At 65.8% G+C, this 23319-nt stretch carries 20 protein-coding genes; 11 read left to right on the top strand and 9 right to left on the bottom strand.

All coding sequences use genetic code 11. The features are described from left to right. Positions 1–4: 4 nt before the first annotated feature. Entirely contained in the window at positions 5–3025 is a 3021-nt protein-coding gene (locus JLZ96_RS21115; protein WP_201011172.1) for an AAA family ATPase, read from the bottom strand. Next, on the bottom strand, positions 3022–4212 hold the full coding sequence (locus JLZ96_RS21110; protein ID WP_094692918.1) for an exonuclease SbcCD subunit D: 1191 nt from the start codon (positions 4210–4212) through the stop codon (positions 3022–3024). Before JLZ96_RS21110 ends, JLZ96_RS21115 begins: the two co-directional genes overlap by 4 nt. A gap of 123 nt (positions 4213–4335) precedes the next feature. On the opposite strand from JLZ96_RS21110, the gene JLZ96_RS21105 reads away from it, so the two are divergent. Next, on the top strand, positions 4336–5502 hold the full coding sequence (locus JLZ96_RS21105; RefSeq protein WP_094692916.1) for a DNA recombination protein RmuC: 1167 nt from the start codon (positions 4336–4338) through the stop codon (positions 5500–5502). A gap of 20 nt (positions 5503–5522) precedes the next feature. Beyond that, entirely contained in the window at positions 5523–6629 is a 1107-nt protein-coding gene (locus tag JLZ96_RS21100; protein ID WP_179274086.1) for a DUF6542 domain-containing protein, read from the top strand. Between the two features lie 30 nt (positions 6630–6659). Here JLZ96_RS21100 and JLZ96_RS21095 read toward each other — a convergent pair whose 3' ends face one another. After that, on the bottom strand, positions 6660–7667 hold the full coding sequence (locus tag JLZ96_RS21095; protein WP_032375426.1) for a 4-hydroxy-3-methylbut-2-enyl diphosphate reductase: 1008 nt from the start codon (positions 7665–7667) through the stop codon (positions 6660–6662). Positions 7668–7763: 96 nt separating this feature from the next. Here JLZ96_RS21095 and JLZ96_RS21090 point away from each other — a divergent pair, with 96 nt between their 5' ends. Genes JLZ96_RS21090 through JLZ96_RS21080 form a run of 3 tightly spaced genes read left to right on the top strand, consistent with a single transcriptional unit; the run spans position 7764 to position 9894 of the window. Further along, positions 7764–8381 (top strand): lipid droplet-associated protein, encoded by a 618-nt coding sequence (locus tag JLZ96_RS21090; protein WP_201011171.1) that lies wholly within the window; start codon positions 7764–7766, stop codon positions 8379–8381. Next, a complete protein-coding gene (gene xseA, locus JLZ96_RS21085) occupies positions 8378–9640 on the top strand; it encodes an exodeoxyribonuclease VII large subunit (protein WP_027498132.1) in 1263 nt (420 codons plus the stop codon). The genes JLZ96_RS21090 and xseA overlap by 4 nt, the downstream gene beginning before the upstream one ends. 29 nt (positions 9641–9669) lie before the next feature. Next, a complete protein-coding gene (locus JLZ96_RS21080) occupies positions 9670–9894 on the top strand; it encodes an exodeoxyribonuclease VII small subunit (RefSeq protein ID WP_027498133.1) in 225 nt (74 codons plus the stop codon). Here JLZ96_RS21080 and JLZ96_RS21075 read toward each other — a convergent pair. Beyond that, entirely contained in the window at positions 9891–10460 is a 570-nt protein-coding gene (locus JLZ96_RS21075; RefSeq protein WP_027498134.1) for a DUF4245 domain-containing protein, read from the bottom strand. The two genes, JLZ96_RS21080 and JLZ96_RS21075, sit on opposite strands and share 4 nt — an antisense overlap. Positions 10461–10595: 135 nt before the next feature. On the opposite strand from JLZ96_RS21075, the gene glpX reads away from it, so the two are divergent. Then, on the top strand, positions 10596–11636 hold the full coding sequence (gene glpX / locus JLZ96_RS21070) for a class II fructose-bisphosphatase (protein WP_027498135.1): 1041 nt from the start codon (positions 10596–10598) through the stop codon (positions 11634–11636). Positions 11637–11668: 32 nt separating this feature from the next. After that, positions 11669–13072, top strand: a complete 1404-nt coding sequence (locus JLZ96_RS21065; protein WP_027498136.1) for a class II fumarate hydratase — start codon at positions 11669–11671, stop codon at positions 13070–13072. A gap of 151 nt (positions 13073–13223) precedes the next feature. Here the strand turns inward: JLZ96_RS21065 and JLZ96_RS21060 are convergent, their stop codons facing one another. Then, positions 13224–14081, bottom strand: a complete 858-nt coding sequence (locus JLZ96_RS21060) for an acyl-ACP desaturase (protein ID WP_032381336.1) — start codon at positions 14079–14081, stop codon at positions 13224–13226. A 129-nt stretch (positions 14082–14210) separates the two neighbouring features. Here JLZ96_RS21060 and JLZ96_RS21055 point away from each other — a divergent pair, with 129 nt between their 5' ends. Beyond that, positions 14211–15803, top strand: a complete 1593-nt coding sequence (locus tag JLZ96_RS21055) for a serine hydrolase (RefSeq protein ID WP_201011263.1) — start codon at positions 14211–14213, stop codon at positions 15801–15803. After that, positions 15800–16207 carry a limonene-1,2-epoxide hydrolase family protein gene (locus tag JLZ96_RS21050; RefSeq protein WP_373453784.1) on the top strand — a complete coding sequence of 136 codons (408 nt, stop codon included), beginning with the start codon at positions 15800–15802 and terminating at the stop codon, positions 16205–16207. Before JLZ96_RS21055 ends, JLZ96_RS21050 begins: the two co-directional genes overlap by 4 nt. Positions 16208–16260: 53 nt before the next feature. On the opposite strand, the gene JLZ96_RS21045 is transcribed toward JLZ96_RS21050, so the two are convergent. The 3 genes from JLZ96_RS21045 to JLZ96_RS21035 form a co-directional block, all read right to left on the bottom strand. Beyond that, complete coding sequence (locus JLZ96_RS21045; protein WP_201011170.1) at positions 16261–17586, bottom strand: PhoH family protein; 1326 nt, start codon at positions 17584–17586, stop codon at positions 16261–16263. Positions 17587–18015: 429 nt separating this feature from the next. After that, a complete protein-coding gene (gene glyA, locus JLZ96_RS21040; RefSeq protein ID WP_027498141.1) occupies positions 18016–19299 on the bottom strand; it encodes a serine hydroxymethyltransferase in 1284 nt (427 codons plus the stop codon). Positions 19300–19362: 63 nt separating this feature from the next. After that, on the bottom strand, positions 19363–20559 hold the full coding sequence (locus JLZ96_RS21035; RefSeq protein ID WP_201011169.1) for a DUF885 domain-containing protein: 1197 nt from the start codon (positions 20557–20559) through the stop codon (positions 19363–19365). A 126-nt stretch (positions 20560–20685) separates the two neighbouring features. Between JLZ96_RS21035 and coaA the strand changes: the two genes are divergently transcribed. Then, positions 20686–21618 carry a type I pantothenate kinase gene (gene coaA, locus JLZ96_RS21030; protein ID WP_027498143.1) on the top strand — a complete coding sequence of 311 codons (933 nt, stop codon included), beginning with the start codon at positions 20686–20688 and terminating at the stop codon, positions 21616–21618. Positions 21619–21701: 83 nt separating this feature from the next. On the opposite strand, the gene JLZ96_RS21025 is transcribed toward coaA, so the two are convergent. Then, positions 21702–22484: an isoprenyl transferase gene (locus JLZ96_RS21025; protein ID WP_027498144.1), complete on the bottom strand. Its 783-nt coding sequence runs from the start codon at positions 22482–22484 to the stop codon at positions 21702–21704. Positions 22485–22617: 133 nt separating this feature from the next. Between JLZ96_RS21025 and JLZ96_RS21020 the strand changes: the two genes are divergently transcribed. Beyond that, positions 22618–23283, top strand: coding sequence for a hemolysin III family protein (locus JLZ96_RS21020; RefSeq protein WP_201011168.1), 666 nt, complete (start codon positions 22618–22620; stop codon positions 23281–23283). Positions 23284–23319 lie beyond the last annotated feature (36 nt).

Raw genomic sequence — 23319 nt, 5'->3', positions numbered from 1 at the left:
CCGATCAGGACGCAACGACCTGCAGTGTCGAGCCCGCGCGTCCACGCTTGACGTAGAGGCGGCTCGGAATGCGCTGACGCATTTCGTCGACGTGACTGACGACTCCGACGACGCGGCCGCCCGCACGTAATTCGTCGAGCACGGCCATCACCGATTCCAGCGTGTCCGCATCCAGCGTGCCGAACCCCTCGTCGATGAACAAGGTGTCGAGCACGACCCCGCCGGATTCGGCGGCCACGACATCGGCGAGACCCAGCGCGAGCGAGAGCGACGCCAGAAACGCCTCGCCGCCCGACAACGTCTTGGCCGAACGCACCACACCGGTGTAGTCGTCGCGGATGTCGAGACCGAGCCCACCCCGCTTTCCGCGGACGCCGGCCTCGTCGGAGTGCACGAATTCGTAACGACCCGAGGACATCCGACGCAAGCGTGCCGATGCCGACTCGGCGACGTCCTCGAGACGGGACGCAAGCACGTAGGACCGCAGCGACATCTTGCGTGCATTCTGCCCACGCCCGGCGACCACATCCGCCAGGTTGGCGAGCTCGTCGAACTCGGCGCGTTGCGGCGCGATGGCCGCAGCCGCCACGAACAGTTCGGCGATCAGCCGCTCGAGCTCGTCCGCGCGTCGGCGACACTCGGCCACCTCCCCCGCGGCAACCTTCGCCGCGCCGTCCAGTTCGGCGAACCGGGCACGCAGCGGATCCAGGTCGATCGGCGGTTGCCCGCTCTGGGCGACGATGCCGGGTTCGAGCAGCACGTGTTCGGCGTGTGCCCGACGCTCCTCTGCCAGACGAAGCTCGGTCTCGATCTGCTCGACGCGGTCTTCGGTGAGAACGGCATCTGCTGCTGCATCGGCGGAATTGAAGTTCGATGCCGATACCCGTCGATCCAGTTCGCCGCGCAGCGCGGCGTGCTGCTCGCTGGCATCGAGCCAGGCGATTCGCGCTTCCTGCAGTCGGCGGGCACCGTCGATGAGCTTCTCGCACTCGGCAATTCGCTCGGTCAACGATGCGCCTTCGGCAATTTCCTCGGCTACCGACGCTCGCATCTGCGCCACCGATCGCTCGGCGGCTGCGATGCGTTCGTCCAGCGCGCTGCGCCTGGCGACGAGATCCTGCAGCGTGACCGCCAGCGCATCCGACTCGGCGCGCAGCCGGCGCAGCTCGGTCGTCGCCGGGTCGAGGTCGGCGGCCCTCGCTCGGGCGTCTCGGACGGCAGTGGTCGCCGCGTCGAGGGTGTGAGCAAGCTCCGCGGCGGAGGCTCCGCCCGTCCGGTCGTGCAGCAGATCGACCGCACGACTGGCGTCGGCGACGGCCGCGATCGACCGTTCCAGCTCGGCAGCGCATTTCCGCTCCGCGACAGCGGCCTTGTCCTCCTGCGCTTTCGTGACCGTCGACGTCGCGGCAGCGGCCGGATTCGGGTGTTCGGCCGACCCGCACACGACACACGGCGCACCGGGCTCGAGGCGGGCAGCCAACTCTGCGGCCATGCCGTCGATGCGGCGTTCGCGCAGCTCGAGCAAGTGTTCCCAGGCGCTGTTGCGCGCGGTTGCAGCACGGTCCCTGACGCGTTCTGCCTCGACGAGAACAGCTCGGGTCCGCACCAATTCGAGGGCCGACTCAGCGGCCGCCTGAGCGCGGGCACACCGCTCGTCCAGTCCCGGAAGCTCGGCAGCGGCCGCGGCTGCGCGGGCCACCCGCGCTTCCACAGCGGAGAGGGTCTCGGGAAGTGTCGCCTGTTTCGTCGTCGTGCGTTCGATGGCAGCAACGGTCTCGGCACGCTGTCTGCGCTGTTCTGCGAGCTCGGCGTCCAGCCGGTCGGCCTCACGGGCTGTTCCGAGCAGCGACTGCAGCCGTGCGACATCGGTGGTCCATGCTCGTACGAACTCGGCAACCACTGCTCGCTCGTCGGCCGGATCGGTTCGTAGCGGCGGCCACTGCAGTGCGTCGTGGAAGCGCCTGCCCTCTGCGGACGTCGGCAGTGCCTGTTCCGCGGCGGTCAGCGCTGTGGTGGCCGCATCTGCGGTGGTGGCGGCAAGGCGCAGATCGGCGACAGCGTCGGCGATGGGACCCGCAGCAGCAGAGTCGGCCAGTTCCGCGCGTCGCGCTGCTCGGGCGGCTTCGCCGTCCCGGTACTGCGCGAGTTGCTCTTCGGCGATGGCGCGTCGGCGCTGCAGGTCCAGGGCGCTGGTGGCCTCGGCCAGCGCGGCGGACGCACGCCCGGCCGCCGCGTCGACCAGCACCGCACGACCCTGGGCGAGAGTTCTGTTCTGCCGTGCACCGTCCAGAACCCGTGCCGCCCATTCGAGGGGATCCTGGGCCTGCTCACCGGGCGCGGCGTCGTCGGTGGACGGCTCGGGTACGCCCGCGGCCTGGGACACTCTGCCCAGCATGATGTCGATGGCCTGGTCGGCGTCGGCAAGACCGGCGGCCAATTCTCGACGCCGCTCGGCAAACCACTCCTCCACGTCGCCGAATCTGCCTGTGTCGAAGAGTCTTTCGAGTAGGTTTCCGCGCTCGTCGCTGTCTGCTCGCAGAAACTTCGCGAACTCGCCCTGCGGCAACAACACCACTTGAAAGAACTGATCGGCACTCATTCCGAGCAACCCGTTGACCGCGTCGCCGATCTCGTTGAGCCGCGTCAGGTTCTGCCCACGCCCATCGAGCCACGTGAGACTCGCCTTGGCATGCTGCTTGGTGGTGCCGGCAGTCCTGAGCTTGGGGCGCAGAAACTCCGGACTGCGCACGATCCTGATTCGTCGCCCACCGAGCGTTGCTTCGAGGGTCACCTGCGGGACGGCACCTCTCGCGGCGTGGTCGGACAGCAGCCTCTTGCCCTCCCGCCGCGCTCCGGGAACGGTGCCGTAGAGCGCAAAGGCAACGGCGTCGAGCACTGTCGTCTTCCCGGCTCCGGTCTGACCGTGCAACAGAAACAACCCGTCGGCCCCCAGCGCGTCGAAATCGACCGTCTCCGTTCCCGCGAAGGGACCGAAGGCGGTGATCTCGAGTGAGTGCAGCCTCATGCAGCGCCGCGGTCGACGGTGCTCGCCGGTGTGCGCGTGGATTCGGCCTCGCGCTGCACGGAAGCAAGTGCGCGCTCGAAGAGTGCGGACTCGGCTGCGGTGGGCGCGCTCCGCATGTCCGTCAGGAACGACGTCGCGATCTCGAGGTCGCTGCGGCCGCGGACACGATCGCGATACCGAAGCCCCCCGTCGTCTTCGGGTCGACGCCACTCGAGATGGATCGCGTGCCGAAAACGCTGTTGCAGCAACCGCATTGCATCGACGGGACGTACCTCGTCGGTCAGCACCGCCGAGACGTAGTGGTCCTCGTATTCGGAAAAGGCTGCGTGAGTGGTCAATTCCTCGACCGTGCCCTCGATGCGGGCGAGACCGCGAACCACCGGTAAGTCCACTCGATCGACGCTGCCGAGCCCGTCGGCGTCGAGTTCGAGAATCCACACGGCCTTACGGTGCGAGCGTTCGCCGAACGAGTAGGGCAACGGGGAGCCGGAGTAGCGGACCCGCTCGGTGAGTGTCTGCGGAGAATGCAGATGACCCAGGGCCACGTAGTCGACGCCGTCGAATGCCGATGCCGGTGCGGTTTCGATTCCCCCGGACGAAATCGATCGCTCCGAACCTGTCGCTTCGCCGCCGACGATGAACGCATGCGCGAGGACGACGGACCGAACATGTTGCCCTGCTTCGTCTCTCGCTGCGAGGTCGGCGCGCACCAGGTCCATGGCAGCATCGAGCACCTCGGCGTGCGTCCGTGCCGCCGGAACGTCGAGTTCGACTCGGGTGGTCTCGGGCTCGAGGTACGGAATGCCGTAGAACGCAACCGATCCGTGCTCGTCGTCGACGACCACCGGGGTCGCGACGTTGCCGACCTTGGTCATCAGATGCAGTCCACCGGCCGAGGCGAACGCAGCTCCGGCACCCAACCGAGCGGGTGAATCGTGGTTACCCGACGTCGCGACGATGACGGCTCCGGCGGCTCTGATCGCTTCGAGTCCGCGATTGCACACCACTACGGCATCCGCGCTCGGCACGGCGCGGTCGTAGATGTCACCCGGGACGACGACCACGTCGATCGACTGTGCGGCAACCAGTTCCGCGATGGACTCGAGCACTGCGCCCTGATCGGCCAACAGGTCGACACCGTGAAAGGTGCGACCTACGTGCCAGTCCGAGGTGTGCAGGATTCTCATGTCCACGACGCTATCGGCAACCACCGACAAACTATTCGAGGCTCGTCGGCCTGTCGGGCGTGAGCATCGACCCACAGCTCGTCTCGCCCGAACTTGTCGGTGGCGTGCTGCATCATCGGCACCATGAACATTCTCACCGCGCTCGGCCTGCTCGTCGCCCTCGCCCTCGGCGGCGTGGTGGGGTGGCTGTTGCATGCCTCTCGGGTGGGTGATCGGGCCGTACGAGCGGAGGCACAGCTGGCGGCTCTACGCCAGAACGAGGCGCTGCTACGCCAGTCGCTGAGCGCGGTGAACGAGGATTCCGCGCGGCGCAATTCGACGGTCATCGGCCAACAGGTGTCCCATCTGGTGGAGCCACTGCACGACGCCGTCGACGCCCTGGCCGAGCACGTGCGAGAAGTCGAGCACCACCGCATCAGGGCGTACGCGGGGCTGTCGGAACAGGTCACCGGAATGCATCGCGCGTCGATGCAGCTCTCCATGCAGACCGGACAACTGGTCACCGCGCTGCGCGCACCGCAGATCCGAGGTCGGTGGGGCGAGATCCAGCTCGAACGGGTCGTCGAACTCGCCGGAATGGTCAAGCACTGCGACTTCGACACTCAGGTGAGCAAGGACGGCTTTCGACCCGACATGATCGTTCGCCTCGCCGGCGATCGGCAGATCGTCGTCGACGCCAAGGTGCCGTTCGCGGCCTACCTCGACGCCGCGCAGGACGAAGAACCCGGTGCTCGCGACAAGCATCTGCGCCGCCACGCCAAGCAGTTGCGCACCCACATCGATCAACTGGCAGACAAGGCCTACTGGGAGGCATTCGAGCCGACGCCGGAGTTCGTCGTCCTGTTCGTTCCCGGCGACCCGTTTCTCGACGCCGCGCTGACGTCGGATACGAGCCTGCTGGAGTACGCCTTCGGCCGGAACGTGATTCTTGCCACCCCGACCACTCTGGTCGCTCTGCTGCGCACCGTCGCGTACACCTGGAAGCAGGAGTCGATCGCCGAGGACGCTGCGCGGATCCACCAGCTGGGCCGCGAACTGTACGGCCGCATCGGAATCGTCTCGACACATCTCGACAAGCTCGGAGCCCACCTCGGCAAGGCCGTGGAGTCCTTCAACTCCACCGTCGGGTCGGTCGACAGCAGGGTGGGTGTCACCGCACGCAAGCTGCACGAGCTCGAGCTGTTCGATGCCGAACCGGTGGAGATTTCACGCGTGGACGAGCGTCCCAAGCTGTCCGATTCGTCCCGCTACCGGCACGACTTCGGTCATGTCAGCGATGCAGTGGGCTGAACTACGGCTAACCTCGAGGGGTGTCTACCTCCCAACGTGCCCGATCCGGGGTACCGCTGGATCACCGATCCATCCTCGCGACCCTGCCCGGCGTACCAGCGTGGGGTGCCGTTGCGATCGCCGCAGGGCTGGCCTTTCTCGGGTTTCTCATCGACGCCGCGCGTGGAACCGAGCTGACCGGTGCGTTCGCGTTCCTCTACATCCTCGGCTGCATCGCGGCGGTATTGCTGGTCCGCTACCGCGGCCTGTTCACCGCGATGGTCCAAGCCCCGTTGATTCTGTTCGTGGCAGTGCCGCTGTCGTACCAGTACTTCACCGACAACGCGGGCACCAGCCTCAAGGACATCATCCTGAACGTGGCGATTCCGCTGGTCAACCGATTTCCATTGATGCTGCTCGGCACCCTCGTGGCCGTCGGCCTCGGTGCCGTACGCATCGTGCTGAAGCGGCAGAACACGCACGCGCCCGCAGTTCGACGCAGCACGAAGACCGCCGACACCGCTCGGCGTCGCACGAAACCGGAAGACGCCCCTCGTCGAAGCACCAAGGCCGGAGACTCCGCTCGCCGGAGCCCGACCTCCGAGGACGACACACTCACCCGGGCACAGCGGCGAGCACAGGAAGATCGTCCGTCACGCGCACGTAGCCGTCGAGCTGCGGCGGACCGTGACGACGTGTCCGCGGTCGAGGCCACCGACATCGTGCCCGAGCCGTACGTGGGCCGCCGAGGAACCTCTCGCGCCGCAACCGACTCCGGTGCCGCGCCACGACGGTCGGCAACAACCCCCGGGGCGACGCCCGGATACGCACGTCAGGCGAGTCCGCAGCCCGAGTACCAGCGGCCCTCCCGCTCCCACGCCCAGTACCCGCAGGATCGCACGCCCCCACCCGGCGTAGCGCGCCCGTCGCGGCCCCAGCCGTCCGAGGCACCGTATTCGACGGAACCTCGCAGGGAGCGTTCACCTCGGGTTCAGCCGCCGCGGGACGCCGTCGATCCGTACTCCAGCAGCGCTCGGCACACAGTCGAACCGGTTGTGAACGACGCGCCGCCGAACGTGCGCCGTGACGACATTCCTCCGCATCCGGTGCCGCAGGTTCGGTACCGCGACCGCCACGCCGACGACTGACCCCACCGACACCGGCCGGTCATGGACCGGTCAGCGTGCGGGGCGCAGCTCGCGGGGCAAGGAGAAGACCAGGGTCTCGTTCGCGGTGGTGACGGGCTGCACGTCCGCGTATCCGTGCTCGGCGAACAGGTCGATGACGCCCTGAACCAGGATCTCCGGCACGGACGCTCCCGACGTGATGCCGATGGTCTCGACGCCGTCGAGCCACGCCAGGTCGATCTCTTTCGCGTAATCCACCAGGTAGCTGGCCCGTGCGCCGGCACCGAGGGCGACCTCGACCAGGCGCACCGAGTTCGACGAGTTCTTCGAGCCGACGACGATCACCAGATCGCACTCCGGTGCCATCGCCTTCACCGCGACCTGACGGTTCTGCGTGGCGTAGCAGATGTCGTCGCTCGGCGGATCCTGCAAGGTCGGGAACCGCTCCCGCAGCTTCGCGACCGTCAACATGGTCTCGTCGACGCTCAGCGTGGTCTGCGAAAGCCAGATGACCTTGTTCTCGTCGCGCACCGTGACGCTGTCCACCGACTCCGGGCCGTCCACGAGCTGGATGTGCTCGGGCGCCTCACCTGCGGTGCCCTCGACCTCCTCGTGGCCCTCGTGGCCGATGAGCAGAATGTCGTAGTCGTCTCGGGCGAACCGCTTGGCTTCCTGGTGCACCTTGGTCACCAGCGGGCAGGTCGCGTCGATCGTCCGCAGGTTCCGCTCAGCGGCAGAAGTGTGCACCGCAGGCGAGACACCGTGCGCCGAGAACACCAGCAGCGAACCCTCGGGCACCTCGTCGGTCTCCTCGACGAACACCGCACCGCGATCGGACAGCGTCTCGACCACGTGCTTGTTGTGCACGATCTCCTTGCGCACGTACACCGGCGCACCGTGCTGTTCGAGTGCCTTCTCGACGGTCTCGACGGCGCGATCCACGCCCGCGCAGTAGCCGCGCGGCTCGGCGAGAAGCACTCGCTTACCCCCGGCATGCGCGGTCGTGTGCGAGCCGGCGGAGTGTGCGATACCAAGATTCAAAGGAACGGCCGAAGACATACCTCCCAGGATACGTGTATCGCAGCAACCGGGTCATTCCGCAGGCCCTGGCCTGTCGGCTACCCAAAGACGACGACTTCGGGCAGTCTGGTGTGCATGACTCGACTCCCCTTTGCGGCGCGGGTGGCTGCAGGCGTCGCCGTGACCGTCGTGGAAGAGGCCCGCAAGCTTCCCGGTTCCGCGTTGATGTTGCCGATGACCGTCGTCAGCGAGGCGTTGGCGCGCGGCATGCGGCTGCAGCAGCAGGTGACAGCCCTCGCCATCAAGGGCGATCTGGTCATTTCGGCTCTGCCGGTGATCGGAACTCCGCGCGAGGAGCAGCCGTCGTGGGCGAGTTTCGACGAGGACGAGGACGACGCGTTCCCGACCACGTCGAGGTTCGACTCCGCAGCAGTCACCGACGACGTCGATGTTCCCGACGCACCGGTGGCCGAGCCCATCGCCGCGAACGGACGATTCGCTCTGTACTCGACGCCTCCGCTGGACGAACCGGTGCAGGACACGTCGGCGAAGCCCGCAGCAGCTGCGACGAAGCCCGAGATCGTCGAGATGATCGACTTCGACACTCTTGCCCTGGCTCAGTTGCGCGCACGGCTGCGCACGCTGTCCATCGAGGATCTGGAAACCCTGCTCGAGTACGAGAACGCGACGTCGGCTCGCGCACCGTTCCAGACCATGCTCGCCAACCGAATCACCACCGCCAAGGCGAAGTGAGCACTCCCCCCACTCAGTCCGGCCCCGCCCCATCCGGTGCGAGCACCGCCGAACAACCATGGCCGGTGCGCACCGTCGCGATGAAGGTCGCCGGGTGGATCGACAAACTCGGCAGCATCTGGGTCGAGGGTCAGCTGACGCAGATCAACGCCCGCCCCGGCACGCGCACGGCATTTCTGACTCTGCGTGATCCGTCGGCGGACATGTCGTTGTCGGTGACCTGCTCGCCGCAGCTGCTGGATCGTTCGCCCGTTCCGCTGACCGAGGGCGCGCGCGTCATCCTCTACGGCAAGCTGTCGTTCTTCACCGGCCGCGGCACCATTTCGCTGCGCGCCACCGATATTCGCGCTGTGGGTGTCGGCGAACTACTGGCCCGCATCGAACGGCTCCGGGCTCTGCTGGCGGCCGAAGGACTGTTCGACCCGCGACTCAAGCGTCCGCTGCCGTTCCTGCCCGGCACCATCGGGCTCATCACCGCTCGCGCCAGCGCAGCCGAGAAGGACGTCCTCACCGTCGCGCAGAGGCGTTGGCCCGCAGTGCGATTCGAGGTACGGAACACTCCGGTCCAGGGTCCACAAGCGGTGCCGGCAATCCTGGACGCGTTGAAGGATCTGAACGACGACCCGCGCGTCGACGTCATCGTTCTCGCCCGCGGCGGCGGTAGCGTCGAGGACCTGTTGCCGTTCTCCGACGAGGCACTGTGCCGAGCCATCTCACGGGCGACGACGCCGATCGTCAGCGCCATCGGACACGAACCCGACAGTCCCCTCAGCGATCACGTCGCCGATCTGCGCGCCGCCACCCCCACCGATGCCGCCAAGCTCGTGGTGCCCGACGCCGTCGCCGAACAAGCGTTGGTCGCGGAGCTGAAGGCCAGAAGCGCTGCAGCGCTCCGCAATTGGGTGGAACGGGAGGCACGCGGGCTGGAGATGCTGCGGCATCGACCCGTGTTGGCCGATCCATTGGCGGCCCTCGAACAGCGTCGCGAGGAAGTTCGGCGACTCGCAGATGCAGCTCGACGCGACGTGCAGCGCGAGCTGACCACCCAGGACACGCTCGTCGAACATCTGCGGGCGAGGCTGTCGACGCTGGGGCCTGCTGCCACACTTGCCCGGGGCTATGCCGTCGTACAGCGGGTGGTGCCGGGTGCAGATCCCGAGGTACTACGTTCGGTCGAGGACGCGCCGCCGGGTACACAGATCAGGGTGCGGGTGGCCGACGGTGCCGTCACCGCAGCAGTAATGGGCCGAGTGAAATGACGCCGAGTGAAAAGACAGAGGGAGATTCGATGAGCGAGAACGAAGACAAGCCGGTGTCCGAACTGGGCTACGAGGAAGCCCGCGACGAGCTGGTCGGCGTGGTGAAGATCCTCGAGCAGGGCGGGCTCGATCTCGACGCATCCCTCGCTCTGTGGGAGCGCGGCGAACAACTGGCGACGCGCTGCGAAGAACAACTGGCGGGCGCACGCAAGCGCATCGAGACCGCGCTGGCGAGCACCGAGAACGACAGCTAGGGCGCGAGCGGTTCGGTGGCCTCGACCGCAGCCGCGAGAGTGGTGAATTCCTCGGTGTTCGCCGTGCCGCCCAATAGGATTCGCACGTCACCGAAGTCCGAGACCCAGTAGGTGCGCGAGCCTTCCTCGCCGTACACGACCCAGTCTCGACCCGAGACGTTCTGCGCGCCCGACGCGTACACCGTCTCCCCGGCCACGAACGGCACCACCAGTTCCTCGGACGCGGCTGTCTGAGTCAGTTGCAGGTACGCACCCGATCCGGTGATGTATCCGACAGTCGACGCCGCTCCACCGCTGTCACCGGAAATGGTCGCGCGGCTGCCCGAATTGGGCGTCCATTCCTCGGGAACGACCGGATTGCGCACCGGGAACCCTATTTCGGCCGCGTCGTACTGCAGTGCCGAGTTCACGTCGAAGTTGGGAATGGGTCCCTGCTTGGGTCCACCCGGGCTCAACGAGCACTGACTGGCCACGCCTGCGATCAACAAACACGCAATGACCAGCGGAATCAGCGACCAGACCATGTCGCGGTTGTTGTTGAGAATCCGAGGTTTGCTGTTTGCCACATCTCCAGTATCCCCTCTGTGCAGCAGTGCTCGGTCGGCGCGTACCTCACAGTCGACCCGACCCCACCGCGGGCATCACAGAAGTGAGATAATCCTGCCTGGGTAACACCCCACCAACCAGGAGGCTACAAACCGATGACGGCCAGCACCGAGTCCACTCGCGCCATGGCGCCAGATCGCAACCTCGCACTCGAACTCGTCCGCGTCACCGAGGCCGGTGCGCTCGCCTCGGGTCGCTGGGTCGGTCGGGGCGACAAGGAAGGTGGCGACGGAGCAGCCGTCGACGCGATGCGTCAGTTGGTCAGCTCGGTCTCCATGCGCGGCGTCGTCGTCATCGGCGAAGGCGAGAAGGACGAAGCGCCGATGCTCTACAACGGCGAGCAGGTCGGCAACGGAAACGGACCCGAGGTGGACTTCGCCGTCGACCCCGTCGACGGAACCACCCTGATGGCCAAGGGCATGCCCAACGCCATCTCGGTACTGGCCGTCGCCGAACGCGGCGCGATGTTCGATCCCTCGGCCGTGTTCTACATGGAGAAGATCGCCGTCGGACCCGATTACGCCGACGTCATCGACATCACCGTCCCCGTCGCCGAGAACATCGCCCGCATCGCCAAGATCAAGAAGGGTTCCGCCTCCGACGTGACGGTGTGCATCCTCGACCGCCCCAGGCATGCCGAACTGATCCAGCAGGTGCGCGACGCCGGATCACGCATCCGGTTGATCTCCGACGGTGACGTCGCCGGTGCCATCGCCGCCGCTCGTCCCGACTCCGGCACCGACATGCTCATCGGCACCGGCGGAACGCCCGAGGGCATCATCGCGGCCGCCGCGATGCGCTGCATGGACGGCGCGATCCTGGGCCGTCTGGCACCCACGGACGACACCGAGAAGCAGAAGGCCATCGATGCCGGGCACGACCTCGATCGCGTCCTCGACACCAAGGACCTCGTCTCGGGCGAGAACGTCTTCTTCACCGCAACCGGCGTCACCGACGGCGACCTGCTGCGCGGCGTCCGCTACGCGGGCGGCGGAGCCCACACCCAGTCCATCGTCATGCGCTCCAAGTCCGGCACCGTGCGCATGATCGACGCCTACCACCGCCTCGAGAAGCTGCGCGAGTACTCCTCGGTGGACTTCGACGCCGACGAATCCGGCCAGGCACCGTCCTTCTGATCCCCGAAACCACGACTGGCAAAGTAAGGCTCATGACGCAGACAGACGAACAGCAGTTCCGGATCGAACACGACACCATGGGAGAGGTTCGCGTCCCCATCGACGCGCTCTGGCGCGCCCAGACGCAGCGTGCGGTGGAGAACTTCCCCATCTCGGGCCGCCCGCTCGAGCGCACCCAGATCCGCGCGATGGGCCTGCTCAAGGCAGCCTGCGCGCAGGTCAACAAGGATCTCGGTCTGCTCGACGGCGCATTGGCCGACGCGATCATCGCCGCCGCCAACGAGATCGCCGAGGGCAAGCACGACGATCAGTTCCCGATCGACGTCTTCCAGACCGGCTCGGGCACCAGCTCCAACATGAACGCCAACGAGGTCATCGCGTCGATCGCCAAGGCCAACGGCGTCGAGGTGCACCCCAACGACCACGTGAACATGTCGCAGTCGTCCAACGACACGTTCCCGACGGCCACGCACGTCGCCGCCACCGAAGCAGCCGTCACCTCCCTGGTGCCCGCGCTGCGGCACCTGCACGAGGCTCTGGTGACCAAGGCCACCGAGTGGAAGCACGTCGTGAAGTCCGGACGCACCCACCTGATGGATGCCGTCCCCGTCACTCTCGGTCAGGAATTCGGCGGCTACGCCCGGCAGATCGAGGCCGGCATCGAGCGCGTCGAAGCCACCCTGCCGCGTCTGGGTGAACTGCCCATCGGCGGCACCGCCGTCGGCACCGGCCTCAACGCACCCGACGGCTTCGGCCCGAAAGTTGTTGCTGCTCTGGTGAAGTCGACGGGCATCGACGCCCTCACCGCCGCCAAGGATTCGTTCGAGGCGCAGGCCGCTCGTGACGGACTGGTCGAGGCATCCGGCGCACTGCGCACCATCGCAGTGTCACTGACCAAGATCGCCAACGACATTCGCTGGATGGGATCGGGGCCGCTCACCGGACTCGGCGAGATCGCACTCCCCGACCTGCAGCCCGGCAGCTCGATCATGCCCGGCAAGGTCAATCCCGTTCTCCCCGAGGCTGTTACGCAGGTCGCCGCACAGGTCATCGGTAACGACGCGGCAGTGGCCTTCGGCGGCGCATCGGGTGCCTTCGAGCTCAACGTCTACATCCCGATGATGGCCCGCAACGTTCTCGAATCCTTCAAGTTGCTCGCCAACGTCTCGGTGCTGTTCGCCGACAAGTGCGTCGTCGGCCTCGAAGCCAATGTCGAGCACCTCAAGACCCTCGCCGAGTCCTCGCCGTCCATCGTGACGCCGCTGAACTCCGCAATCGGCTACGAGGAAGCGGCCGCAGTCGCCAAGCAGGCCCTCAAGGAAAAGAAGACAATCCGCCAGACCGTCATCGACCGCGGACTGATCGGCGACAAGCTCAGCGAAGCCGAACTGGACAAGCGCCTCGACGTCCTGGCCATGGCGAAGGTCAAGGACTAGTTTCGCTGCTCTACCCGCAGGACCCGCAGGACCCGCTGCACCCTTGAACGCGCCCGCCCCCGGTTGGATCAATGTGGGTTTCAGTCACTCTGACTGCAACAAAGTCGCATTGATCCAACCGGGGGCGGGTCGCTTTCGAAAGGGGCGAACCTCAGGCCAGGTGCGCGAGTTCTTCGCGTGCCTTCAGGCCGTCCTCACCCAGATCGGTGCGGTCGAAGATCTTCCAGCCTGCGAGCAACGGCTTGAACACCTTGTCGCGTTCCTGGTCGGCGTCGTAGATGCCGGCTTCGGCGAGGGCGGCGATGCTGCTGCCGCGGTCCGGAAGCTCGATCTCGGGGATCTTGAAGCCGTTGATACGGTCGGCCACTGCGCGCGCAGCCTGATCGGGTACGACAGCGAATGCCTCGTCGAGGATGCTGGCGAAGAATGCCGACTGCAGCTCGTCGTCGTCGGCGATTCTGCCGAGGATGGTGGCCAGCACCGGATCCTTGCCGAGGGCGATGGTGTTGCGGTTACGCAGGGCGGCGGCAGCTTCTTCGATGGCGAAGTGCGCCAGGATGTCGAGCAGCCGCTGGCTGGGCGCGTCGAATCCGAGGGTCATGTGTTCCATCCGGACTCGCTCGAGGGCGACCGGATCGACAGCGCGGGTGAGCACCAGGAAGTTGCGCAGCACGATCGACTGTCGGTTCTCTTCCGACGTCCAGCGGCCCGTCCACTTCCACCAGGCACCGAGGCCGGTGAGGGCGTGGGCCAGTTCCCGGTGGTAGGCGGGGAGGTTGTCGGCCACCAACACGCCCACCGTGGCGGACAGAATTTCGACGTCGCTCAGGTGCGACTGCTCGGGCGACCAATCCTCGCCGCCGAGGAACGCGAAGTTCTTGCCGTCGTCGAACGGCGCGAGCTCATGGGGGTGCCAATCACTCGCTGCCTCGATATGGCGTCGTAGATTCTCTTCGACCGCGGGCTCCAAACGGACCAGCAGATCACCGTCGGACAGGTTCGTAGACATGCGGTAACCGTAGCGCCTGCCGCCGAGCGTCCGACGTCGCGCCCCTGACCTCTGTGAATTCTCCTAACGCCAGGTCGTTGCGGGTCTATCCTCAGGTGCATCCAGTCATCGACGTGAGGACTCCTCATGATGCGGTCGGGTCGAAATTTTTTGTGTCTTTCTGTCGTGTGGTCTCTGGTTCTGTTGGCCGGGTGCTCCGACGACGCACCCACCGCAGACAGTCCACCGGCGTCCGAGCCGGTGCCGACCGAGGATCTGTCCCCCGGCCAGGTTGCCGGCGTCGACGTTCCGGCCGGTCGCGTCGACGATGCGGTCGGCAAGCTCGACGGTATCGCCGACGAACTGATGGCGTCGTCGAACATTCCGGGTATGGCCATTGCCGTCGTGCACGGTTCCGACGTCGTCTACTCGAAAGGCCTCGGCGTTCGCGAAATGGGCAAGGACGACCCGATCGACGGCGACACCGTGTTCCAGCTTGCCTCGCTGTCCAAGTCGGTGGGTGCGACGGTGGTCGCGTCACAGGTGGGAGCGGGTGTGGTCGACTGGTCGACGCCGGTGGTCTCCGAGCTGCCGTGGTTTGCGTTGATCGATCCGTGGGTGACTCAGAACATTACGGTCGGCGACTTCTACGCGCATCGAAGCGGACTCCCAGAGCACGAAGGCGATCTGCTCGAAGACCTCGGCTACGACCGCAGACAGATCCTCGAGCGCCTTCGGGAGGTGCCCCTCGATCCGTTCCGATCCACGTATCACTACACCAATTTCGGGATCACAGCCGCGGCCGAGGCCGTCGCTGCCGCCTCGGGCAAGGACTGGGACACCCTCAGCCAGGACACGATCTACGGTCCGCTCGGCATGACCTCGACCAGCTCGTCGTTCTCCGACTACATCGGCCGCGCCGACCGAGCGGTACCTCACGTCCTCGTGGACGGCGAGTATCAGGCCCGATACCAACGCGAACCCGATCCGCAGACGCCGGCCGGTGGCGTCAGCTCCTCGGTGAACGATCTCGCCAGGTGGCTGACGATGCTCATCGCCGACGGCACCCACGACGGGAAGCAGATCGTCGAGATCGACGCCCTCCTTCCTGCCATCAGCGCGCAGATCGTCTCGAGCCCATCGACGACGGCGGATTCGCGCGCGGGCTACTACGGATACGGATTCAACGTCTCCACCAGTGCAGCCGGCCGCACGACCGTCAGCCATTCCGGAGCGTTCGCACTCGGGGCGGGCACGAACTTTCTCTGGATCCCGTCGCTCGACGTCGCCATCGTCGTACTGACCAACGCCGCGCCACTCGGCATCGCAGAAACGGTCACGGCCGAGTTCGCCGACCTCGTGCAGTTCGGCGAGGTACGCGAGGACTGGCGAACGCTGTACAAGAATGCCTTCGCCGGTATGAGCGAGCCGGAGGGCGAGCTCGCGGGGAAGACCGCTCCGACGAATGCCGCTGCGCCACAACCGCTCACGTCGTACACCGGGGTGTACCAGAACGCCTACTGGGGGCCGGCGACCGTCGCGGAGGTCGACGGGAGGCTGGTGTTGACCCTCGGACCGAACTCGACTTCCTACGAGTTGTCGCACTGGGACGGTGATACGTTCGCGTTCGAGCCGACCGGTGAGAACGCACCGGACGGAACGATTTCACAGGCGACATTCGAGGGGAACACGGTCACACTCGAGTTCTTCGACGGCGATGGATTAGGACGGTTCACCAAGTGACTGATACCCGACAAGCAACCGATATCGTGCAAAACCTGTTCGACGCGTTGAGGCTTCGCGAGACCGATCGCGCGCTGGCCCTTCTCGACGAGAAAATTGTGTGGCACAACGTCGGGCTTCCCAAGGTGCGCGGAATCTCGAACGTAGGCAGATTTCTGACGCTGCTGGCCAAGCCGGGTTACGGCTTCGACGTCGTCGTGCACAACATCGCGGCCGACGGAGATGTCGTGCTCACCGAGCGCACCGACGTCCTGATCTGGCGTCGGCTTCGTGTCGAGTTCTGGGTGTGCGGAACATTCGAGCTGCGCGACGGCAAAGTAGCTGTGTGGCGCGACTATTTCGACAACGTCGATTTCCTCCAAGGCGTTGTGCGAGGAGTACTACGGGCTGCGGTGGGCCGGTGACCCATGTGAGTGGGACTTCGTAGCAGGCTACGAAGTTCCACTCACGAGGGGCGTCAGGCCCCTGACGGACCGAATTCCTCGAGCATTTCGGTCACCAGTGCAGCGATCGGTGAACGCTCACTGCGAGTGAGGGTGATGTGCGCGAAAAGCGGGTGCCCCTTGAGCTTTTCGATGACGGCAGCGACGCCGTCGTGTCGGCCGACCCGCAGGTTGTCTCGCTGCGCGACGTCGTGGGTGAGTACGACGCGGGAACCCGACCCCAGCCGTGACAGCACCGTGAGCAACACGTTGCGCTCGAGCGACTGCGCCTCGTCGACGATCACGAACGAATCGTGGAGCGAGCGACCGCGAATGTGCGTCAGCGGCAACACTTCCAGCATGCCGCGGGCGATGACCTCCTCCATGACCTCCGGGCTGGCCAGCCCTTCGAGGGTGTCGAAGACGGCCTGGCCCCACGGGCCCATCTTCTCACTCTCACTGCCGGGGAGGTAGCCGAGTTCCTGCCCACCGACGGCGTAAAGAGGCCGGAAGACAACAACTTTCCGGTGTGAGCGACGTTCGAGGACGGCCTCGAGTCCGGCAGTGAGAGCCAGTGCGGACTTACCGGTGCCGGCCTTGCCGCCGAGCGAGACGATGCCGATGCTCTCGTCGAGCAGAAGATCGAGCGCCACACGTTGTTCCGCCGAACGACCGTGCAGGCCGAACGCCTCACGCTCGCCGCGCACGAGCTGAAGCTGCTTGTCGGGCGTGACGCGCCCCAGTGCGCTCTGCCGTCCGGCAAGCAGTCGAACTCCGGTGTGACACGGCAGGTCTCGGGCCTCGACGAGATCGATGACGCCGTCGTTGAACAGTGCGTCGACTGCGTCGGACGGCACGTCGAGCTCGGTCATTCCGGTCCATCCGGACGGTACGACGTCATGAGCGTGGTACTCGTCGGCGGGAAGCCCGACAGCACCGGCCTTGACGCGCAGCGGGATATCCTTGCTGACCAACACCACATCTTTGCCCTCGGCCGCCAGATTCAGGGCGCAGGCGAGGATTCGAGAATCGTTGGAGTCGGTACGGAATCCGACGGGAAGCACCGACGGATCGGTGTGATTGAGCTCGACTTGCAGTGTGCCGCCGGACGTTCCGATGGGGACCGGCTGATCGAGTCGGCCGAATTCTACGCGAAGGTCGTCGAGCATGCGCAAGGATTCCCGCGCGAACCATCCCAGTTCGTGATGGTGGCGTTTGCCCTCCAACTCGCTGATCACGATCAACGGAAGTACCACATTGTGCTCGGCGAACCGGATGACTGCCCACGGATCCGACAGCAGGACCGAGGTATCGAGCACGAATGTCCGAAGAGGGGCGGAAACGGAGCGTGAAGTGGTCACGTGGGGCTCCTACGTTTGCGCGGCACCGCGCAAACTCTGTCGCTCGGCCGGTCGGGTCCGATGTGTCAGGTGACACGAGGACCGGGTACCGGCCCTCTCGCGCTCACTAGCTCAGTCACGTATCAGAACCTCCCGCACAGGCAGCTTCCCCGCTGCCTGTTACTGCCGACGGTACCGCCGAAATCCGGTATCGGCTCGCTGGAAGTCTGGCGTGTCGGTGAACAACGCGTTACGGCCGATTCGCCCCAGGTCGGCGGGACGTTCGGTGCCGAGACCGCCCTCCCCCGTCGGATCAATGTGGCTTTGTTGCACTCAGATCGACTGATAGCCACATTGATCCGACCGGGGGCCAGCGTGAATGAACCACTGCAGACGTCTGAACGCTGCAATGGTCCATTGACGCGACCGGGGTGGGCAGGAAAGCCAGGGTCAGCCCAGCAATCCCCAGTCTTCGAGGCCCTCGTACAGCGGCTTGCTCTGCGCCAGTTTCACGACGCGTTCTTTGAGGGCGTCGGTGGCCTGACCCGTGGCCAGGGCGGTTGCGATAATGTCGGCGACCTCGGTGAACTCGGCTTCGCCGAATCCGCGGGTGGCGAGTGCGCCGGTGCCGATGCGCAGGCCGGAGGTGACCATGGGCGGGCGTGGGTCGAAGGGCACGGCATTGCGGTTGACGGTGATGCCGACCTCGTGCAGGAGGTCTTCTGCCTGCTGGCCGTCGAGCTCGGAGTTGCGGAGGTCGACGAGGACGAGGTGCACGTCGGTGCCGCCGGTGAGGACGGAGACGCCCTTGTCGGCGACGTCGGCACCGGTGAGCCGCTCGGCGAGCAGCGACGCGCCGAGGAGGGTGCGTTCCTGACGTTCCTTGAACTCGGGCGTCGCAGCGATCTTGAAGGCGACGGCCTTCGCGGCGATGGCGTGCATCAGCGGCCCACCCTGCTGGCCGGGGAACACGGCGGAGTTGAGCTTCTTGGCCCATTCCTTCTTGGCGAGGATGATGCCGGAGCGCGGTCCGCCGAGGGTCTTGTGCACCGTCGAGGACACGACGTCTGCGTAGGGCACGGGTGAGGGGTGCACGCCCGCGGCGACCAGTCCGGCGAAGTGCGCCATGTCGACCCAGAGCAGGGCACCCACTTCGTCGGCGATGGAACGGAACGCAGCGAAGTCCTGGTGGCGCGGGTAGGCCGACCAGCCGGCGATCAGCACCTGGGGCTTGGCGGCGATGGCCTGTTTCCGCACCTCGTCCATGTCGATGCGGTGATCCTCTTTCGACACCCCGTAGGACTCGACCTCGTAGAGCTTGCCCGAGAAGTTGAGCTTCATGCCGTGGGTGAGGTGGCCGCCGTGGGCGAGATCGAGTCCCATGATCTTGTCGCCCGGGTTGATCAGTGCCATCAGTACCGCGGCGTTGGCCTGCGCACCGGCGTGCGGCTGCACGTTGGCGAACTCGGCACCGAAGAGTTCCTTAGCGCGATTGCGGGCGAGGTCCTCGACGATGTCGACGTGCTCGCAGCCGCCGTAGTAGCGGCGTCCGGGGTAGCCCTCGGCGTACTTGTTGGTCAGGACGCTGCCCTGGGCCTGCAGAACCGCGCGGGGCACGAAGTTCTCCGAGGCAATCATCTCGAGGGTGTCGCGCTGACGTCCCAGTTCACCTGCCATCGCCGCGGCGACCTCGGGATCGAGCTCGGCCAGTGACAGGTTGTTGACGTCAGTCATAACAGGAGTCTCCAAGGGACAGCAGAGTAAGGGGGCATCAATAAACAACGGACCTGGGCCAGTTTACGAGACGCGTACTGCGCCCGGTGTCAGTGGCTCGTCGAGCAGTCTGCCGAACAGCTGCGCCCGCTCACTGGCGGTCTCTCCCTGGTCCAGCCAGCCGGCGAGAAGCCTGTAGCCCTCGACGTAGGTGCTGATGTACGCCCGCCACAGCGGCGAGGACAGAAAGCGCAGACTGTGCCGTGCGCGCTGCGGCGAGGCAAGCGACCATCGCTCCAGGTAGGCGGCCACATCGTCCTCGCTCTTGTGCTGATCGTGCAGCAACAGCGCGGCATCCTGGCGAACCCCCAGCAGTTGGCTCGACGCCGCCGAGAGTCGCTCGGCCTTGTCTCCGTCGAATCGCAGTCCGAGGTCGGCGTAGATTTCCTGCGCCCACGCGCCCCAGCCTTCGCCGACTATCGCCCCGAGAGCGTGGTCGGCGAGCCCCTCGGCCATCAGGCACTGCGGAGTGTTGACCACGAACAACGTCTGCTCGAGTTGTCCTGCGCCGACGAGACCCGTCTCCTTGCGGCAGTGCTCGGTGTGGTGGCCGGGGTAGGACTCGTGCGCGATCAGGTGGGGCAGGTTGGCCATCTGCTGTTCGATGTCGGAGTTGATCGCTACGGTGGACTGGAAGTTGCCGAGGTAGTAGTTGAATCCGGACCACGGCTTGTCGCCGACTACCTCGTACGTCACCTTCTCGTTCTCGGGCAACGAGTATTCGGCGCGGACGCGGTCGCGCAATGCGGACGAGAACGCCTCGACGCAGTCCTGCAGTCGATCCGCTGGAACGACGTCGGCGCGGCGGTGCGCGATCAACCGTTCGCTCAGCGAGCCGGGTCCGGGGAGCACCTCGTCCATCTTGCGATGCGCCTGCAGGTACTGGTCCTGATCCCCCGGTGCGATTCGAACGTCGAAGTAGGCGTGGACCTCGTCGACGAAGCCGATGTTCTCGCCTGCGAACTTGCGCGCGGAGCATTCCAACGCCCGCAGGTGGACGTCGAGAAACGTCCGGCGTTCCGCTGTCAGTTCGACGTTGCCGAGCTCGGCGCGCAGTGTCTGCGCTCGACGGACGAGCTCACGCGGCTCCGGCGCCGGGGCGTTCTCGGTGATTCGACGCAGTTCGGGATCACCGGTGTACGCGTCGACGAAACCGTCTTCGAGTCGGTCGAAACTCAGGCCCAGCAACAGGTATTCGCGAACCAGGGAAGCAGCATCCATATCCGAACCCTAGTACGGCGAACGACCCCGCCCGTGCGCGGTGGACAGGCACCGAGCACAATCTGGAACCATGCGACTCGCGCCCGACAGGAGCACCGCCGAATCCTCAGCAGCTCCGATGCTCAGGTGGCGTGCGTGAGCGAGTCCAGTCCGTACGTCGAGTTCGACCGTGTGCAGTGGCGCACGCTGCGTCAATCCACACCGTTGGTACTCACCGAGGAAGAACTGGTCGGCCTGCGCGGCCTCGGTGAGCAGATCGATCTGGACGAGGTGGCCGAGGTCTATCTGCCGCTGGCCCGGCTGATTCATCTCCAGGTGGCCGCGCGCCAGCGGTTGTTCGCGGCAACGGCCACGTTCCTCGGTGAGAAACATCCCGATCGACAGGTTCCGTTCGTCATCGGCGTAGCGGGCAGCGTCGCGGTCGGTAAATCCACCACTGCCCGTGTGCTGCAAGCACTCCTGGCCCGGTGGGATCACCATCCCCGAGTGGACCTCGTCACCACGGACGGTTTCCTGTATCCGACGGCCGAGCTCATGCGCCGAGGGATCTTGCACCGCAAAGGCTTTCCCGAAAGTTACGACCGACGCAAGCTGCTCAGGTTCGTCACCGAGGTCAAGTCCGGAACCGAAGAGGTGGGCGCGCCGGTCTATTCGCACGTGTCGTACGACATCGTCAAAGGCCAGTACCACATGGTTCGCCAGCCCGACATCCTGATCGTGGAGGGGCTCAACGTACTCCAGACCGGACCTCGGCTGATGGTCTCGGATCTGTTCGACTTCTCGATCTACGTCGACGCTCGCATCGAGGACATCGAGAGCTGGTACGTCAAACGATTCCTGGCGCTACGCAAGACCTCGTTCACCGACCCGTCCTCGCATTTCCATCACTATGCAGGTCTGTCCGACGATCACGCGCAGATCGCGGCCGAGGACCTGTGGCATTCGATCAACCTGCCGAACCTGGTGGAGAACATTCTGCCGACGCGTCCGCGAGCAACGATGGTGCTGCGCAAGGACAACGACCACGCGATCAACCGGCTGCGCCTGCGAAAGTTGTAGGTCCAGGTCGTGAGTGGAAGTTCGTAGCAGGTTACGAGCTGGAGTGGAGCCTGCGGAATGACCAGACGGTCCAGCCGCGCACGTCAGATACCGAACCGGCGGTGCCGTGCGGCGAAGTCGCGGAGTGCGCGCAAGAAGTCGACGCGGCGAAATTCCGGCCAATAGGCCTCGGTGAACCAGATCTCCGAATATGCGCTCTGCCACAGCAGGAAACCGGACAACCGTTGCTCTCCCGAGGTGCGGATGACGAGATCGGGATCGGGTTGACCCGAGGTGTACAGGTGACTGTCGATACCGTCGACGTTGATGGAGGCCACCAACTCGTCCCCGGTGATGCCCTCGGCGATTTTCTCGGTGACCAGCGACTGCACGGCGTCGGCGATCTCCTGACGGCCGCCGTATCCGACGGCGACGTTGACGTGCGTTCCGGTTCGGCCCTCGGTGCGCGCAGCCGCCTCCTTGAGCCGTCGCGAGGTCGATGCAGGCAGCAGATCGAGAGTGCCGACGAGTTTGACACCCCAATTCATCTCGGGTCCGCAGATCTCCTCGACGACGTCGGTGATGATGTCGAGCAGCGAATCGAGTTCGTCGGCATCCCGTCGGAGGTTTTCGGTCGAGAGCAGATAGATGGTGGCCATCTCGATTCCGGCAGCGTCGCACCAGCCGAGCATCTCGGCGATCTTGAGCGCCCCCATGCGGTGGCCGTGCGCGACGTCGGTGAACCCGTTCTCCCGTGCCCACCGCCGGTTGCCGTCACACATCACCGCGACGTGCCGCGGGTGCTGCACACCCTCGAGCTGACTCAACAAACGCCGCTCGTACACGTTGTAGAGAACGCCGCGCACCTTCTGCGGAATGATCACCACTACTTCGTCACCGCTGCTCTCATCACCACGGAGGATCACCTTACGCCGACGTCTTCGAGCGGGCGGCCGGTACAGTAGCGTCCGAACCTACGGTTGCGTAGGTTCACTACGGCGGAACGGGAGGTCATCTGTCATGACGATGTTCGGACTGGACGAGATACCCGTCAAGCCACGCATGCGTGGCTGGATTCACCTGTACGCCTTCGGCGTCGCGGTAGTGTGCGCGATCACCCTCGTCACGATGGCGTTCAGCCTGGTGTCGGTCAGCGCAGGCCTCGCGACGGGCATCTATTCGATCACCGTGTGCGGGGTGTTCGGCGTCAGCGCCACCTATCACCGCGTGCACTGGAAGACCACCGCGTCGCAGATCTGGATGAAACGCGCCGACCACTCCATGATCTTCCTGTTCATCGCCGGTAGCTACACCCCGTTCGCCGTACTGGGTCTGCCGGCCGCGACGAGACGAACTCTGTTGATCGTCGTGTGGATCGGAGCGATCTGCGGGGTGGCTCTGAAGATGCTGTGGCCCACCGCTCCCCGCTGGGTCGGGGTACCGCTGTATCTCGTTCTCGGCTGGGCGATCGTGCCGGTCGCTCCCACCCTGATCGAGCACGTCGGCTTCGCACCGTTCCTGCTGCTGTTGGTCGGCGGCATCTTCTACAGCGTCGGGGCGGTCCTCTACGCCACCAAGTGGCCGAATCCGTGGCCCACGACATTCGGCCATCACGAATTCTTCCACGCAGCAACGGTGTTGGCGGCAATTTGCCACCTCGTGGCAGTGTGGCTCGTCCTGTTCTGACGACCCGTCGGAAGGCGGAACACCGCGTCGGCGACG

It is taken from the genome of Rhodococcus sp. NKCM2511, assembly GCF_014905595.1.
Lineage (GTDB): Bacteria > Actinomycetota > Actinomycetes > Mycobacteriales > Mycobacteriaceae > Rhodococcoides > Rhodococcoides fascians.
Note: the sequence above shows the minus strand (reverse complement) of the source record. Positions and strands in the feature narration are given on the sequence as shown.

Bases quoted from the DNA above. Each gene is read 5' to 3' on its own strand.
- glpX (WP_027498135.1), top strand. From the start codon at position 10,596: ATGACGGCCAGCACCGAGTCCACTCGCGCCATGGCGCCAGATCGCAAC.
- glyA (WP_027498141.1), bottom strand. From the start codon at position 19,299: ATGACTGACGTCAACAACCTGTCACTGGCCGAGCTCGATCCCGAGGTC.
- JLZ96_RS21095 (WP_032375426.1), bottom strand. From the start codon at position 7,667: ATGTCTTCGGCCGTTCCTTTGAATCTTGGTATCGCACACTCCGCCGGC.
- JLZ96_RS21090 (WP_201011171.1), top strand. From the start codon at position 7,764: ATGACTCGACTCCCCTTTGCGGCGCGGGTGGCTGCAGGCGTCGCCGTG.
- JLZ96_RS21105 (WP_094692916.1), top strand. From the start codon at position 4,336: ATGAACATTCTCACCGCGCTCGGCCTGCTCGTCGCCCTCGCCCTCGGC.
- JLZ96_RS21080 (WP_027498133.1), top strand. From the start codon at position 9,670: ATGAGCGAGAACGAAGACAAGCCGGTGTCCGAACTGGGCTACGAGGAA.
- JLZ96_RS21065 (WP_027498136.1), top strand. From the start codon at position 11,669: ATGACGCAGACAGACGAACAGCAGTTCCGGATCGAACACGACACCATG.
- JLZ96_RS21115 (WP_201011172.1), bottom strand. From the start codon at position 3,025: ATGAGGCTGCACTCACTCGAGATCACCGCCTTCGGTCCCTTCGCGGGA.
- JLZ96_RS21060 (WP_032381336.1), bottom strand. From the start codon at position 14,081: ATGTCTACGAACCTGTCCGACGGTGATCTGCTGGTCCGTTTGGAGCCC.
- JLZ96_RS21035 (WP_201011169.1), bottom strand. From the start codon at position 20,559: ATGGATGCTGCTTCCCTGGTTCGCGAATACCTGTTGCTGGGCCTGAGT.
- JLZ96_RS21055 (WP_201011263.1), top strand. From the start codon at position 14,211: ATGCGGTCGGGTCGAAATTTTTTGTGTCTTTCTGTCGTGTGGTCTCTG.
- JLZ96_RS21110 (WP_094692918.1), bottom strand. From the start codon at position 4,212: ATGAGAATCCTGCACACCTCGGACTGGCACGTAGGTCGCACCTTTCAC.
- JLZ96_RS21020 (WP_201011168.1), top strand. From the start codon at position 22,618: ATGACGATGTTCGGACTGGACGAGATACCCGTCAAGCCACGCATGCGT.